General features: G+C 51.9%; 14 protein-coding genes. 9 read left to right on the top strand and 5 right to left on the bottom strand.

Features of this window, described 5'->3' with window-relative positions:
- Positions 1-239 precede the first annotated feature (239 nt).
- The 7 genes from yiaK to araD all read left to right on the top strand — a co-directional run bounded on the left by yiaK (position 240) and on the right by araD (position 6,862).
- On the top strand, positions 240-1,238 hold the full coding sequence (gene yiaK / locus KP22_RS10495) for a 3-dehydro-L-gulonate 2-dehydrogenase (RefSeq protein WP_039305525.1): 999 nt from the start codon (positions 240-242) through the stop codon (positions 1,236-1,238).
- Positions 1,239-1,252: 14 nt separating this feature from the next.
- Positions 1,253-1,726: a NanQ anomerase/TabA/YiaL family protein gene (locus tag KP22_RS10490; protein WP_039305522.1), complete on the top strand. Its 474-nt coding sequence runs from the start codon at positions 1,253-1,255 to the stop codon at positions 1,724-1,726.
- A 119-nt stretch (positions 1,727-1,845) separates the two neighbouring features.
- A complete protein-coding gene (locus tag KP22_RS10485; protein WP_039305997.1) occupies positions 1,846-3,147 on the top strand; it encodes an MFS transporter in 1,302 nt (433 codons plus the stop codon).
- On the top strand, positions 3,144-4,652 hold the full coding sequence (locus KP22_RS10480; protein WP_039324146.1) for an FGGY-family carbohydrate kinase: 1,509 nt from the start codon (positions 3,144-3,146) through the stop codon (positions 4,650-4,652). Before KP22_RS10485 ends, KP22_RS10480 begins: the two co-directional genes overlap by 4 nt.
- The gene (ulaD, locus tag KP22_RS10475) at positions 4,649-5,305 is read left to right on the top strand and encodes a 3-keto-L-gulonate-6-phosphate decarboxylase UlaD (RefSeq protein ID WP_039305516.1); all 657 of its coding nucleotides are present in this window, start codon (positions 4,649-4,651) and stop codon (positions 5,303-5,305) included. Before KP22_RS10480 ends, ulaD begins: the two co-directional genes overlap by 4 nt.
- Position 5,306: 1 nt before the next feature.
- Complete coding sequence (locus KP22_RS10470; RefSeq protein ID WP_039305513.1) at positions 5,307-6,167, top strand: L-ribulose-5-phosphate 3-epimerase; 861 nt, start codon at positions 5,307-5,309, stop codon at positions 6,165-6,167.
- A complete protein-coding gene (gene araD / locus KP22_RS10465) occupies positions 6,161-6,862 on the top strand; it encodes an L-ribulose-5-phosphate 4-epimerase (RefSeq protein ID WP_039305510.1) in 702 nt (233 codons plus the stop codon). The genes KP22_RS10470 and araD overlap by 7 nt, the downstream gene beginning before the upstream one ends.
- A 46-nt stretch (positions 6,863-6,908) precedes the next feature.
- Here araD and mscS read toward each other — a convergent pair whose 3' ends face one another.
- From mscS to tkt, 5 genes are all read right to left on the bottom strand, one after another.
- A complete protein-coding gene (gene mscS / locus KP22_RS10460) occupies positions 6,909-7,760 on the bottom strand; it encodes a small-conductance mechanosensitive channel MscS (RefSeq protein ID WP_039305507.1) in 852 nt (283 codons plus the stop codon).
- 125 nt (positions 7,761-7,885) lie between these two features.
- Positions 7,886-8,962: a class II fructose-bisphosphate aldolase gene (gene fbaA, locus KP22_RS10455; protein ID WP_039305504.1), complete on the bottom strand. Its 1,077-nt coding sequence runs from the start codon at positions 8,960-8,962 to the stop codon at positions 7,886-7,888.
- Between the two features lie 136 nt (positions 8,963-9,098).
- Complete coding sequence (gene pgk, locus KP22_RS10450) at positions 9,099-10,262, bottom strand: phosphoglycerate kinase (RefSeq protein ID WP_039305500.1); 1,164 nt, start codon at positions 10,260-10,262, stop codon at positions 9,099-9,101.
- Positions 10,263-10,334: 72 nt separating this feature from the next.
- The gene (gene epd / locus KP22_RS10445) at positions 10,335-11,351 is read right to left on the bottom strand and encodes an erythrose-4-phosphate dehydrogenase (protein WP_039324143.1); all 1,017 of its coding nucleotides are present in this window, start codon (positions 11,349-11,351) and stop codon (positions 10,335-10,337) included.
- A gap of 315 nt (positions 11,352-11,666) precedes the next feature.
- Positions 11,667-13,661 (bottom strand): transketolase, encoded by a 1,995-nt coding sequence (gene tkt, locus KP22_RS10440; RefSeq protein ID WP_039324139.1) that lies wholly within the window; start codon positions 13,659-13,661, stop codon positions 11,667-11,669.
- A 407-nt stretch (positions 13,662-14,068) separates the two neighbouring features.
- On the opposite strand from tkt, the gene loiP reads away from it, so the two are divergent.
- Both loiP and KP22_RS10425 read left to right on the top strand, forming a co-directional pair.
- A complete protein-coding gene (loiP, locus tag KP22_RS10430) occupies positions 14,069-14,821 on the top strand; it encodes a metalloprotease LoiP (RefSeq protein ID WP_039305484.1) in 753 nt (250 codons plus the stop codon).
- Between the two features lie 668 nt (positions 14,822-15,489).
- Positions 15,490-16,035: a helix-turn-helix transcriptional regulator gene (locus KP22_RS10425; protein ID WP_039305482.1), complete on the top strand. Its 546-nt coding sequence runs from the start codon at positions 15,490-15,492 to the stop codon at positions 16,033-16,035.
- Positions 16,036-16,068: the final 33 nt, after the last annotated feature.

Here is a 16,068-nt window from a genome sequence, read left to right as displayed (position 1 = left end):
ACTAACAGGGTGAGTCTCTCACCCTGCTTTCTCACATCTGTATTCCGAGCACCGCCCAAAATGCGTCACCGATCACAAAGTCGCCAAATTAAAATAACAACATGTTTTTAAAAGAAAATTTAATCACCTCTCGTTTTGACTTCATGCAAGCACAGGTATAGCATTTATTTGAAATGCAATTTCGCATAGTGAAATATGACGAACAAAAAGAAACCCAATCTTCGTCATGGAGACGCGTTATGAGAGTGAGCTACAACGACCTTAAGCAACAGTTCAAACGTGTTTTACTGGCGCGCAATGTAGCGGAAGAGACCGCCGATGCCTGCGCGACGCTGTTCGCCGATACTTCCGCCGACGGTGTTTATTCTCACGGTGTAAACCGTTTCCCACGCTTTATTCAGCAGTTGGATGCTGGTGACATCGTAGCCGGTGCCGAACCCAGCAAGCTGCTCTCACTCGGTGCTATCGAACAGTGGGATGCCCATCAGAGTATTGGTAATCTGACGGCTCGCCGCATGATGGATCGCGCCATGCAGTTGGCCGATACACACGGTATCGGTATGGTCGCGCTACGCAATGCAAACCACTGGATGCGTGGCGGCGGCTATGGCTGGCAAGCTGCCGAGAAAGGCTATATCGGTATTTGCTGGACTAACTCCATCGCCGTTATGCCGCCATGGGGAGCAAAAACGTGCCGCATCGGTACTAATCCACTGATCGTCGCCGTTCCCAGTAAGCCGATCACCATGGTGGATATGTCGATGTCGATGTTTTCCTATGGCGCGCTGGAGATAAACCGACTGGCAGGCAAAACCTTACCCGTTGATGGCGGGTTCGACAACGACGGTAATTTGACCCGCGATCCGGTCATTATCGAGGAAAATAGGCGCATCCTCCCAGCGGGCTACTGGAAAGGCTCGGCACTGTCTATTGTGCTGGACATGATCGCCACCCTACTGTCAGGCGGTGCATCTGTCGCAGAAGTCACAGAGGATCATCGCGACGAATATGGCGTATCGCAGGTCTTCATCGCCATTGAGATCGATAGGCTGATCGACGGTAAAACCCGCGATGAAAAACTGAAACGCATAATGGATTACATCACCAGCGCCGAGCGCACCCAACCTGATGTCGCTATCCGCTTGCCGGGTCATAAGTTTCCGCGAATTCGTGAAGAAAACTTGCGCGACGGCATCCCGGTTGATGAACGGGTATGGGCACGTATTCAGGCGCTTTAACAAGGAGACGTCCCATGATCTTCGGTCATATCGACAATACATTTTTTGGCCAGCATCCTGCGCCTGTCGCCCGTGCGCTGGCCTACCTGCAAAAAACCGACTTCAACGCCTTGCCGGCTGGCCGCTACCTCGATGAAGAGACAGGTTATACCGTTCAGGTACTGGATCTGCACACGCAGACTAAAAGTGACTTACGTCCCGAAGTCCATCGCCACAATATTGATGTGCAATTTTTAGTCAGTGGAACCGAACTGATCGGTGTGGTAACCGATAACGGCCGTAATCCGGTATATCAGGAATGGAACGAAGAACGCGATATCTTGTTCTATCAGGATGTTGATGACGAGTCATGGCTGACCATGCATTCCGGCAACTTTGCCGTGTTCTTTCCTCAGGATGTGCATCGTCCAGCCTGCATTCACGAGCAGCCCTGCGCAATCCGCAAAGTGGTGGTGAAGATACCGATGGCACACTTTCACGTTCCCTAATCGTTTCTGATTTTTCCGTGTAACGCGACACATGCCTGCGGGCATGTGCGGGGATCGCTACGCGCGAAAAAGCCCCAAATGAAGCACGTCATGCACGCAACATGTTGAAGGGTAAAGATATGAATACAGCCACGGTTTCTTCTAGCCTGCGCACCACGGCAAACATTCCTCGATTACGCTGGTTGCGGATCGTACCGCCCATTTTGATTACCTGCATTATTTCCTATATGGATCGCGTCAATATTGCCTTCGCGATGCCAGGCGGCATGGATGACGAACTGGGTATTACGGCATCGATGGCCGGACTCGCAGGCGGAATCTTCTTCATCGGCTATCTGTTTTTACAAGTACCAGGCGGCAAACTCGCCGTACACGGCAACGGTAAAAAGTTTATCGGCTGGTCACTGCTGGCCTGGGCTGTCATTTCGGTATTGACCGGTCTGGTGACCAATCAGTATCAGCTGTTATTTTTGCGCTTTGCGCTGGGGGTATCCGAAGGCGGTATGCTCCCGGTGGTACTAACGATGATCAGCAACTGGTTCCCCGATAAGGAACGTGGCCGCGCCAACGCGATTGTCATCATGTTTGTGCCCATCGCCGGAATTTTGACCGCCCCGCTTTCTGGCTGGGTCATCACAACCTGGGATTGGCGCATGCTATTTCTGGTTGAGGGAGGGGTCTCACTGGTAGTTATGCTGCTGTGGTGGTTTACCATCAGCAACCGCCCGCAAGAAGCAAAATGGATTTCACAGGCAGAAAAAGAGTATCTGATCAATACATTGCAGGAAGAACAGGCGGCCCTGCAAGGCAAAACTGTCCGCAATGCTTCCCTAAATCGGGTATTACGCGAAAAGTTGATGTGGCAGTTAATTTTGGTGAATTTCTTTTACCAGACAGGCATTTACGGCTACACACTGTGGTTACCCACCATCCTGAAAGGGCTGACCAATGGCAATATGGAACAGGTCGGCATGTTGGCTATTTTGCCTTATATTGGGGCGATCGTCGGTATGTTCACCATCTCCTATCTGTCCGATAACTCAGGAAAACGTAAGGTCTTCGTCGCGTTACCACTCGCCTGTTTTGCCATTTGCATGGCACTGTCCGTTTTGCTCAAAAGCCATATCTGGTGGTCCTATGCCGCGCTAGTCGGCTGCGGCGTCTTCATTCAGGCTGCCGCGGGTGTGTTCTGGACTATTCCTCCCAAGTTGTTTGATGCCGAAGTCGCGGGTGGCGCTCGCGGTGTTATTAATGCGCTCGGCAACCTCGGTGGCTTCTGCGGCCCTTATATGGTCGGTGTCCTGATTTCAGCCTTTAACAAGGACGTTGGCGTCTACAGTCTGGCTATCTCACTGGCGATTGCCGCCGTACTGGCCATGATGCTCCCACCGCGCTGCGATGAGTCCACGGAGGCAGCATGACGGATTATTTTCTGGGGCTCGATTGCGGCGGCACCTTTATCAAAGCCGGGATCTATGACGTCACCGGAACAGAGTACGGCATCGTACGCCACAATCTGCCGATTACCACACCGCAACCCGGTTGGGCAGAGCGCGATATGCACACTCTGTGGCAGACCGCTGCCAAGGTTATTCGTGAACTGCTGGACAGAACAGCGATCTCCGCCAGCGCTATTTCCGGCGTGGGGATCTCTGCCCAAGGCAAAGGGTTATTCTTGCTGGATAAGCATGACAAACCACTAGGTCATGCGATGCTGTCATCCGATCAGCGCGCACGTGAACAGGTTCTGGCATGGCAGCAGGCGGGGATACCGCAAGCGCTTTATCCTCAGACCCGCCAGACCCTGTGGACAGGCCATCCGGTTTCGCTACTGCGGTGGCTTAAAGACCACCAGCCGACACGCTATGCGCAAATCGGCACGCTGTTCATGGCGCACGACTACCTGCGTTTCTGCCTGACCGGAGAACGGGCTTGTGAAGAAACTAATATCTCCGAATCCAACCTCTACAACATGGGCACAGGTCTCTACGATCCGGCACTGGCAGAACAGCTAGGGATTGCGGAAATCGTCAGCGCATTACCGCCAATCATCGGCTCTACGGATATCGCAGGCCGTATTACTCCAGAAGCGGCACGGGCAACCGGGCTACAGGCGGGAACCCCCGTCGTCGGTGGGCTATTCGACGTGGTTTCCACCGCCCTGTGCGCAGGCCTTCAAGACGAGACTCGACTCAATGCCGTACTGGGAACATGGTCGGTCACCAGCGGCATCACCGACACTCTCGCTGATTGCTACGACCATCCCTTCGTTTATGGCCGCCATGCGGAAGCAGGACGCTACATCGTGCACGAAGCCAGCCCTACGTCTGCTGCCAATCTGGAATGGTTCTGCCAACAATGGGGGCTGAGTGACGGTTCAGGGGTCGATTATGCTCAGCTCAATCACTGGGTTTCTCATCTTCCTAAAGCAGGCAGTAACCTGCTGTTTGCTCCCTTTTTATATGGTTCCAACGCCGGGTTAGGGCTGAGTGCCAGCTTCTACGGCCTGCAAGCGTTCCACCAACGCGAACATCTCGTTCAGGCCATTTACGAAGGCGTGGTGTTTTGCCACATGACTCACCTGAATTGTATGCGTCAGCGTTTCCCTCAAGTGGATGCGTTGCGCATAACTGGCGGCCCTGCCAAGTCTGTACCCTGGATGCAGATGTTTGCGGACGTCAGCGGCCTGCCTGTCGAACTCCCACAGATAGAAGAAACCGGCTGTCTGGGTGCAGCAATGGCAGCGATGGTAGGCAGTAGTGCTTTTAGCGATGTCACCACCGCTCAGCGGGCGCTCTCACCACAGATTACGCGCCTTATCCCAGATGAACGCGCTCGCACGGCCTACGACAAAAAATACCAACACTATCAGGCGCTCGTCGACGCGCTAAAAGCGCTGCAACCCGCCGGTAAGGAGAAACCATGACAATGCAACCCCGCCTGCAACTGGCGCTCGACCACACCCGACTGGATGCCGCACTCACCACCGTGGAACTACTCCACCCCTATGTTGACATCATCGAGGCGGGCACCATTTTGTGTATCAGCGCAGGTATTCAGGCCGTCAGCCAATTGCATGAGTGCTGCCCTCACCATCTGCTGGTAGCCGATCTGAAAGTCGCTGACGCTGGCGCAACGCTGGCGCAGCAAGCCTTTTCCCACGGCGCAAACTGGATGACCGTGATCTGCGCCGCACCCTTGCCTACCATGGCCAGCGCACTGGAAGTGGCAGAGCGTCATCGGGGAGAGATCCAAATTGAGCTATTCGGTCGCTGGACACTGGAAGATGCCAAAGCGTGGCGCGCACTGGGTGTCAAACAAGCGATTTACCACCGTGGTCGAGATGCGCAAGCCAGCGGTCAAACCTGGGGCCAGCAGGATCTGGACACGATGAAAGCGCTTTCTGACCTCGGCATCGAACTCTCCATTACCGGAGGGATTACCCCTTCGGATCTGCCGCTTTTCAGCGATATCGCCGTCACGGCATTCATTGCCGGACGGGCGCTGGCTGATGCACCTGACCCAGTAAACTCGGCTCGCCAATTTCGCGCCGCCATTGATGCCATCTGGAGGCCTTAATATGCGTCAACACCCATTAGGTATTTATGAAAAAGCCCTGCCGAAACACCTGACCTGGCCAGAGCGCTTAGCGCTAGCAAAAGCCTGTGGTTTTGACTTTGTTGAAATGTCGGTAGACGAAAGCGATGAACGTCTGGCCCGCCTGCTATGGAGTAAGGAACAGCGGCTTTCTCTGGTCAATGCAATGCTGGAAACCGGCATTCGTATCCCTTCGATGTGCTTATCCGGGCATCGGCGTTTTCCGTTCGGCAGTCATGATGAAGCACTGCGCCAACGAGCCTTTACGATCATGGATCAGGCCATTCAACTGGCCAACGACGTGGGCATTCGCACCATTCAGTTAGCTGGTTATGACGTCTATTACGAGCCGCAGGATGAAGGCACGCTCGCGCGTTTTACCGAAGGGATGCAATGGGCGGTTGAGCGTGCCGCCGCCGCACAGGTGATGCTATCTGTGGAGATCATGGACACCGCCTTTATGAACTCTATCAGTAAGTGGAAAGCCTGGGATACCTGCCTGGCTTCACCGTGGTTTACCGTCTACCCAGACATCGGCAACCTCAGCGCCTGGGGCAACAATGTCACGCAAGAATTACAGCTGGGTATCGATCGCATTGCCGCTATCCATCTGAAAGACACCTTCGCTGTTACTGCAACCTCGCCCGGACAGTTCCGCGACGTTCCATTCGGCGAGGGCTGTGTGGATTTTATTTCCGTTTTTCGCACGTTGAAAGCACTCAACTATCGTGGCGCTTTCCTGATTGAAATGTGGACGGAGAAGGCTGATGAACCGGTCGCTGAAATCGTTCAGGCGCGCCGCTGGATCGAGCAGAAAATGCAACAAGGGGGAATGTCATGCTAACGTTACAACAACTTAAGCAACAGGTTCTGGAAGCGAATCTGGATTTACCGCGTCACAATCTGGTGACTTTTACCTGGGGTAACGTCAGTGTCGTAGATCGCGACCGCGGTCTGGTGGTCATAAAACCATCGGGCGTGGAGTACGAACATATGGTCGTAGATGACATGGTTGTGGTCGACCTCGCCTCTGGACAGACTATCGAAGGTAACAAAAAACCCTCCTCAGATACGGCGACACATCTGGCGTTATACCGTGCTTTTGCCGAAATAGGCGGTATTGTCCATACGCACTCGCGCCACGCAACCATCTGGGCACAGGCGGGTCTGGATCTCCCGGCCTGGGGTACCACGCATGCTGACTATTTCTACGGAGCCATCCCCTGTACGCGATTGATGACACAGGACGAAATTGCGCAGCACTATGAGCAGGAAACAGGCAACGTGATTATAGAAACTTTCCGCCAGCGCAGTATCAGCCCGACAGACATCCCTGCCGTGTTGGTCAATGCACACGGTCCATTCGCCTGGGGCAAAGACGCACAGAATGCGGTACATAATGCGGTGGTGCTAGAAGAGATAGCTTATATGGGCATTTTTTCACGCCAGTTGACGCCAGGTATTACCGCTATGCAGCAAGTTCTGCTGGATAAGCACTACCTGCGTAAGCATGGGGAAGATGCCTATTACGGACAATAGAAGCAGGAATCAATCAGGGGCCGCCCGGCCCCTGTGGTACAGCATATTATTCAGCGCGTTCCTGAATCTTGTGTAGGTGCACATCCATCTGCGGATAAGGGATACCGATACGGTGCTCATCCAGCACGCGCTTAAAGCTTTCCAGTAGATCCCAGTACACCGCCTGTGCATTGCCGTTGGTCGTCCATACCCATACCACAAAATTCAGTGATGACGCCGCCATTTCATTCAGGCGGATCGTGACGCCTTTATCATGCTGAATACGATCGTCAGCGGCGACAATATCGCCAAGCAGCTTTTTCACTACGTCAATATCAGCATCATAGGACACACCGACAATAATTTCTGTACGGCGATCCGGCTCACGCGAGCTGTTGATGATGTTGCCAGCTATGATTTTACCATTCGGAACCACGATAATTTTGCCATCAGACGTGCGTAGCGTCGTTGAGAAGATCTGTACCTGTGTGACCGAACCGGACACGCCGCCCAAATCCACCCATTCGCCGGTACGGAAAGGCCGGAAAATTACCAGCAAAACACCCGCAGCAAAGTTGGCTAACGACCCCTGCAATGCCAGACCAACAGCCAAACCAGCCGCACCCAGCACGGCAATCACCGACGCCGTCTGTACACCAACCCGACTCAATACCGCAATCAACGTGAACGCGATAATGCCATAGCGAACCAGCGCAGACAGGAAATCTGCCACGGTTGAATCGATAGAACGCTTAATCATCAGTTTATTGATGGTGCCGGAGACAACCCGCGCGATCACCAGACCAACGATGAGGATCACTAATGCTGCAACAATATTCACGGCATACTGCAAAAACAAGTTCTGATGTGTCACCAACCAGTTCCCTGCCTGATCCAAACCCGTATTAAGTTCTTCCATTTAAAAGCTCCTGTTTTCTCAATCACTGGGAAAGCATAACGTCCGCATCTAAAACCGCAACATCGGCCCCAAAAATTAAGGCTCCCGTAGGAGCCTTAGCATCAAGCTATATCTGCCCGTCTTACTTAGAGCACATCAACCGCATTAAGCTCTTTGAAGGCTTGTTCTAAACGAGCAACCATGCTTGTCTGAGCGGAGCGCAGCCATACACGCGGGTCATAGTATTTCTTGTTCGGCTGATCTGCGCCTTTCGGGTTGCCCAATTGAGCTTGCAGATAGGCTTCGTTTTCTTTGTAGTATTTCAGGATACCTTCCCACGTTGCCCACTGGGTGTCGGTATCGATGTTCATTTTCACTACGCCGTAGCTGACGGAATCTTCGATTTCCTGAGCGCTGGAACCAGAACCGCCGTGGAACACGAAGTCCAGGCTGTTGTGTGGCAGGTTATGTTTCTTGGAAACATATTCCTGAGAGTCGCGCAGGATAGTCGGGGTCAGCTTGACGTTACCTGGCTTGTATACGCCATGCACGTTACCGAAAGAGGCAGCGATGGTGAAACGTGGGCTGATCGCGTTCAGTTTGGTGTACGCGTAGTCAACGTCTTCTGGCTGGGTGTACAGAGCAGAAGCATCCATGTGGCTGTTATCCACACCATCTTCTTCACCACCAGTGCAACCCAGTTCGATTTCCAGGGTCATGTCGATTTTGGCCATGCGCGCCAAATATTTAGAACAGATTTCGATGTTCTCTTCCAGAGATTCTTCAGACAGGTCAATCATGTGAGAAGAGAACAGCGGTTTACCGGTAGCGGCAAAGTGTTTTTCACCCGCGTCTAGCAAACCATCTATCCACGGCAGCAGTTTTTTCGCACAGTGGTCAGTGTGCAAAATTACCGGAATACCGTAGTGCTCAGCCATTTGGTGAACATGATGAGCGCCAGAAATCGCACCCAAAATTGCCGCCTGCTGACCTTCTGCTTTCAGACCTTTACCCGCGGTGAATGCTGCGCCGCCGTTAGAGAACTGAACAATTACCGGCGCGCGAACTTTGGCTGCGGCTTCCAGCACAGCATTGATTGAGTCGGTACCGACACAGTTCACTGCTGGCAAAGCGAATTTGTTTTCTTTTGCTACTGCGAAAACTTTCTGAACGTCATCACCAGTGATGACACCGGGTTTTACGAAATCAAAAATTTTAGACATGTTACGTGTCCCGTTTCGTTGGCCGTGGAGGGGTTAGAGAAATCGATATGAATCGACAGGTTGTCTCGACGCGATATTGTGATAACTACCTGTCGAGACAACCACAGGAAAGGGGAAAAGCAGCCCTTACCTTAAATTACTGCTTGGCGCGTTCTTCCAGCATAACTACTGCTGGCAGTTTTTTCCCTTCAACAAACTCCAGGAATGCACCACCACCGGTAGAAATGTAAGAGATCTTGTCTGCAATGCCAAACAGATCGATCGCAGCCAGCGTATCGCCGCCACCTGCGATAGAGAATGCGTCGCTATCCGCGATAGCGCGAGCGATAGTCTCCGTACCTTTACGGAAATTCGGGAATTCGAAGACGCCAACCGGACCATTCCACAGGATGGTTTTAGCATTCTTCAGAATTTCTGCCAGACGCTCAGCAGAAACATCGCCCAGATCCAGAATCTGCTCTTCATCTTTAATCGCGGTAACAGACTTCAGCGTTGCTGCCGCAGTTTCAGAAAATTCTGACGCCACACGCACATCGCTCGGTACAGGAATATCACAGGTTTCCAGCAGCTTTTTCGCTTCAGGAATCAGGTCAGCTTCGTACAGGGATTTACCCACGTTGTGGCCTTGTGCAGCAACGAAGGTGTTAGCAATACCACCACCGACGATCAGCTGATCGGCGATTTTAGACAGTGAATCCAGTACGGTCAGTTTAGTGGAGACTTTAGAACCACCAACAATAGCAACCATCGGACGTGCCGGTTTGCTCAATGCTTTACCCAGTGCTTCCAACTCACCAGACAGCAGCGGGCCCGCACAGGCGATCGTGGCAAATTTCCCTACGCCGTGAGTGGAAGCCTGCGCACGGTGCGCCGTACCGAAGGCGTCCATCACGAATACATCACACAGCGCCGCGTATTTCTTGGACAGAACTTCGTCGTCTTTCTTCTCACCTTTATTAAAGCGGACGTTTTCCAGTACAACCAGCTCGCCTTCGGCGACATCAACACCGTCAAGATAGTCTTTCGCCAGACGTACAGGAGAAGAAAGTTTCTCTTTCAGGTAGTCAACAACAGGCAGCAGAGAAAACTCTTCGTTGTACTCGCCTTCGGTCGGGCGTCCCAGGTGGGAAGTGACCATAACGCGAGCGCCTTGTTTCAGAGCGATTTCGATGGTCGGCAGAGAGGCACGGATGCGCGCATCAGACGTCACTTTCCCTTCTTTTACTGGTACGTTCAGATCCGCACGAATAAGAACACGTTTACCAGCCAGATCCAGATCGGTCATCTTAATTACAGACATGGTGAATCCTCTTGTTGATTCTCTTTTAAAGTTGCTTGAGCGAGATAGCGACGCCTGATCGCCACCGTCGTACTAGAAACCGCAGGCTGCCATCGCCCGTGTTGTATCCAACATCCGGTTGGCAAAACCCCATTCGTTATCGCACCAGACCAATGTTTTAATCAGATGCTGACCACTGACCCGTGTCTGCGTGCCGTCAACAATGGCACTGTGCGGATCGTGGTTAAAATCAGCTGACACCAATGGTAATTCAGTATAATCCACTATACCACGAAACGACTCATGCGCTGATTTTTGCAATAGTGCGTTAATTTCATTCACATTTACGGCTTTCCTGACGCTGACGCTCAGGTCAATTGCCGTAACGTTAATCGTCGGCACCCGCACCGATATCGCCTCAAAACGATCGACAAACTGCGGAAAAATACGGGTGATCCCCGCAGACAGTTTAGTATCAACCGGAATGATCGACTGACTGGCGGCGCGTGTACGCCGCAGATCGTGATGATAAGCATCGATCACCGGTTGATCGTTCATCGATGAGTGGATCGTCGTCACCGTACCATTCTCGATACCGAAGGCATCATCCAGCAGTTTGATCACTGGGATAATGCAGTTGGTTGTGCAGGACGCGTTGGAAACAATACGATGCCCGCTTTCCAACCGATCGTGATTGACGCCAAACACCACCGTGGTATCTAAATCCGTCGTTCCCGGATGAGAAAATAGCACTTTCTTCGCACCTGCCGCCAGATGGGCTTCCCCATCTTCCCGGCTGCCGTAGACACCGCTGCAATCCAGCACAATATCTACACCGAGTTCTCGCCAGGGCAATGGCTGAATCTCTGCCTGATGTAACAGACGAATACAATCATCACCGACATAAAGTTGATCGCACTCTTGACGAACATCCCACGAAAAACGGCCGTGACTGGAGTCGTACTTGAGCAAATGCGCCATACCTTCCGCGCTCGCCAGCTCGTTAATAGCTACCACGGTAATCTCGGCTCGGCGGCCCGATTCATACAACGCACGTAAAACACTGCGGCCTATGCGGCCAAAACCGTTTATCGCAATACGGATCGTCATGGCGTTCCTTGTGGTTCCTTATGTCATGGCTGGGTTACCCAACGCATAGAATATACCCTTCTTAGACACCAGAGAACCCCTAGCGAAACGCCGCAAACACAACAACTGAAACGCTTCAGCTAGAATAAACGAATTAACGCATAAAAGAAATATTCTCGTCTGGCACACGCCAGAAGAGTGACCTGCGTCATAAAAATAAAAAAACCGCGATCGAGGGGCAGACAAAGCACATTGAGAGGTCGGTGAAACTAAAGATGAAAAAAAAGCCGCCAGCGCTAGCTGACGACTTCTCATATCGAGATTAACGCGGCGTGATTACTTCAGCAGCGCCTGCGCTTTTTCCACCACGTTATCGACGGTGAAGCCGAACTCTTCGAACAGCAGCTCAGCCGGAGCCGATTCACCGAAGCTCGTCATACCGACAATCGCGCCGTTCAGGCCGACGTACTTGAACCAGTAATCCGCGATACCCGCTTCAATCGCTACGCGTGCCGATACGGCTTTCGGCAGCACCGCTTCACGGTAAGCCGCATCCTGCTTGTCGAACGCATCCGTAGAGGGCATCGACACCACGCGCACCTTGCGGCCGGCGGCCGTCAGTTTGTCATACGCACCGACAGCCAGTTCGACTTCAGAGCCGGTGGCAATCAGGATGAGTTCCGGCTGACCGTCGCTGTCTTTCAGCACATAGCCACCTTTCGCCACGTTCGCCAGTTGCTCAGCAGTACGTGGCTGCTGTGCCAGATTCTGACGAGACAGGATCAGCGACGTTGGGCCATCTTGACGCTCAATGGCGTATTTCCACGCCACCGCCGTTTCCACCTGGTCTGCCGGACGCCAGTTGCTCATGTTCGGCGTGACGCGCAGGCTGGCCAGTTGTTCAACCGGCTGGTGCGTCGGGCCGTCTTCCCCCAGACCGATGGAGTCGTGGGTGTAAACGTAGATGCTGCGGATTTTCATCAGCGCGGCCATACGCACGGCGTTACGCGCGTATTCCACAAACATCAGGAAGGTCGCAGTGTATGGCACAAAGCCGCCGTGCAGCGCTATCCCGTTGGCAATCGCCGTCATGCCGAACTCGCGTACGCCGTAGTGGAGGTAGTTGCCCGCGTGGTCTTTATCCAGTGAAACAGAACCCGACCAGATAGTCAGGTTGCTCGGTGCCAGGTCGGCAGAGCCGCCCAGGAATTCCGGCAACAGTTTTCCGTAGGCTTCCAGCGCGTTCTGTGACGCTTTGCGGCTGGCGATTTTCGCCGGATTCGCCTGCAAATCGTCGATAAATTTCTGTGCGTCCGCCTGCCAGTTGGCCGGCAATTCGCCGCCGGTGCGGCGTTTGAACTCGGCAGCCAGTTCAGGGTACGCGCTGGCGTAGGCGGCAAACGCCTCGTCCCAGGCCGCTTCCTTACGCTGACCGGCCGGTTTCGCATCCCAGGCGGCATAAATCTCTGCCGGGATATCAAACGGCGCGTGCGTCCAGCCCAACTGCTGGCGGGAAGCCGCGACTTCTGCCTCGCCCAGCGGCGCACCGTGCGAGTCGTGCGTACCGGCCTTGTTCGGTGAACCAAACCCAATCACGGTTTTGCACATCAGCAGCGACGGCTTGTCAGTCACCAGTTGAGCTTCGCCAATGGCGCGCTTGATGGCGTCCGCATCGTGACCGTCCACGCCGCGCACCACGTGCCAGCCGTAGGCTTCAAAGCGGGCGGCGGTATCGTCGGTAAACCAGCCTTCAACGTGGCCGTCGATGGAAATGCCATTGTCATCATAAAACGCGGTCAGTTTGCCGAGCTTCATGGTGCCCGCCAGCGAACAGACTTCGTGGGAAATCCCTTCCATCATGCAGCCGTCACCGAGGAAGGCGTAGGTGTGATGGTTAACAATTTCGTGGCCCGAGCGATTGAACTGCGCCGCCAGCGTACGCTCGGCAATCGCCATCCCGACCGCGTTGGCAATCCCCTGCCCCAGTGGGCCGGTGGTGGTTTCGACACCAGCGGTGTAGCCGTATTCAGGGTGGCCCGGAGTTTTTGAATGCAACTGACGGAAGTTTTTCAGTTCTTCAATCGGCAGGTCGTAGCCGGAGAGGTGCAGCAGGCTGTAAATCAGCATGGAGGCATGGCCGTTGGACAGCACGAAGCGGTCGCGGTTGGCCCAGTTGGGGTTGGCCGGATTATGGTTGAGGTAATCGCGCCACAGCACTTCGGCGATATCGGCCATGCCCATCGGTGCGCCTGGGTGACCGGATTTGGCTTTCTGCACCCCATCCATGCTCAGCGCACGGATAGCATTGGCAAGTTCTTTACGAGAGGACATGCTTGACTCCAGATCGGATTGAACGAACGCCTTCCTGTATAACCAATAAAATCAACAAGTTAAACAGAAATGACGAAATAAATATGATCACAAATGTACATGAAAAACGTAGCGAATGCACATGGAACCGTGAGCAAAAAACAGGGATTTATCGGCTAACGAATCAATGACGGTTCTTTTGCCAATTGTGCAGTTGATTGCAGTGCCAAACACCATGTTTCCTAGTGGGTTCGCCTTTCTTTACCGTGCCTTTTTGAAAGGCGGTGCAAACAAAATTCGCTGCCAGCTGCCTATCGAAAAGAATAAAAATCAGATTTTCCGATCTATTTCTCACTGCAGTTTTCGGGTAGCTTATAGCCGCTTTCTTTCATATTAAAAACAAACACAATCGTAGGGAGATGATTTTTATGGCAATTCGTTCTTCTGTACTGGCGCTGTGCGTAGCAACCGTGCTGACTGGCTGCCAGAACTTAAACACCAGTACCTTAATGCAATCCGGCGCACAGGCTTTCCAGGCGGCAACGCTCAGCGATGCTCAGGTTAAAGCGCTCAGCGACCAATCCTGTGAGCAAATGGATAAAGAAGCAAAAATTGCCCCAGCCGACAGCAAATACACGAAGCGCCTGAATAAAATTGCGGATGCGCTGGGTCACGATATCAATGGCACGCCAGCAAACTACAAAGTCTATCTGGAGAAGGACGTTAACGCCTGGGCAATGGCGAATGGCTGTATTCGGGTATATAGCGGCCTGATGGACATGATGAATGACAATGAAGTAGAAGGCGTTCTCGGCCACGAAATGGGGCACGTTGCGCTGGGACATACGCGAAAAGCGATGCAGGTCGCTTACGCTGCGACGGCAGCACGTACCGCAATCGGTTCTGCTGGCGGCATGGCAGCCTCTTTGTCACAATCTCAGTTAGCCGATCTCGGGGAAAAGCTGGTTAATTCTCAATTCTCCCAATCCCAGGAAAGTCAGGCTGATGACTATTCCTTTGATTTGCTGAAGAAACGCGGTATCAACCGGGAAGGTCTGGCAAGCAGCTTTGAGAAACTTGCCAAACTGGATGCTGGTCATGACAGCAGCATGTTTGATTCCCATCCTTCCTCTGAAGGACGCGCCAAACACATTCGTGATCGTATCGCTGCCGAGAAGTAATCCCATACTCTGATTAACCCACAAAGCATACATAGCAGGGCAATTGAAAAAATCTCAATTGCCCGCTAGTCATCCGACCACTATCATCCCCACCCTATTCGCTGTAAGCTGTTGCATAACAGCGATCTTCAATCAATCCTATCGTCACTATGATAGGATTTAAGAATTAATAGATAATAAATAGATAGCTATTTTCAATCACAACGACCTTCTGTTCTCTTTTAAGAAACGATACTCAGCAGATTTCCAGATGCAGGAAAGCAGCAGAGAGAATGAATACGGTGCCATACAGAAAAACAGGCAACAACGATTAACCACCGTAATAACAGGAAGGATGAGATAACCCCATGTATTTAAAGATAGAAATAAACCAGTAAATAAAGCATACTATGTTAAACCAATAAAACTTTTTCCAGTTTGATCATATAGATACATGATAAAATCTGTTGTCGCTCCCGCAGGTTTCTTTAGAGGCTCCACCTTTTAGCGATCTAAAAGCATTTCAGGATCGCACTTTCTTAATAACTGGATAACATCAGTAGCGATTATTGGTTTGTGGCCACTTTCAAACAATAAACTCATATGTGTTAAAAATCATGGATGTGAGAATTTTCAGTAAATGCAATTTTACCACGATAGGATTACGGGAAATCCTATCCAGTATTCCTATGCTCTCGATAAAGCCCGTCAACAGGTTTACGTTACAGCAAGGAAAGAAGAAATGTATTTTCATCGTTGACGGTAGCAGCGAAGGCTTTGAGGAATACTATGAGTCAATAAGAACTCACTTTTATAATATGGCGTCGTCGTTCGTTATCATCAATAATTCCCCCAATCACCCTCCCGTGTGCATTGATGAAAAAACGATTCTTATTTCAAAATCAGCAGCCATCGATTCTTTTTATAAATTACTCGATTTCGTCCATCTTCACGATCGCCGTTTATTCAGTCCCGTCAGGCTGTCAAAATCTGAATATGCCGTATTCCAGTATTGGTGCGCGGGCTATACAGCGGAAGTGATTGCCGATCTCATCGGGTTAAATAAGAAATCAGTATTGAACAGTAAATCAAGATTACTGAATAAATATGGCGTTCAGGATAAAAACTCTTTACTGCTTATTGCCAAAATTATCTTCAAAGACAGTGCCATTGAAGAATTTGATTCCCTTCCAAAACCAGCAACCGATATCAATGTGAGTAATTCGCTTATCTAATCGATAGACGAAAAAAAGGGATGCTAACTTGCA

Source organism: Pectobacterium betavasculorum, assembly GCF_000749845.1.
GTDB classification, from domain to species: Bacteria; Pseudomonadota; Gammaproteobacteria; order Enterobacterales; family Enterobacteriaceae; genus Pectobacterium; species Pectobacterium betavasculorum.
The sequence above is the reverse complement of the archived record's forward strand: the minus strand, read 5'-3'. Positions and strand labels throughout refer to the sequence as shown.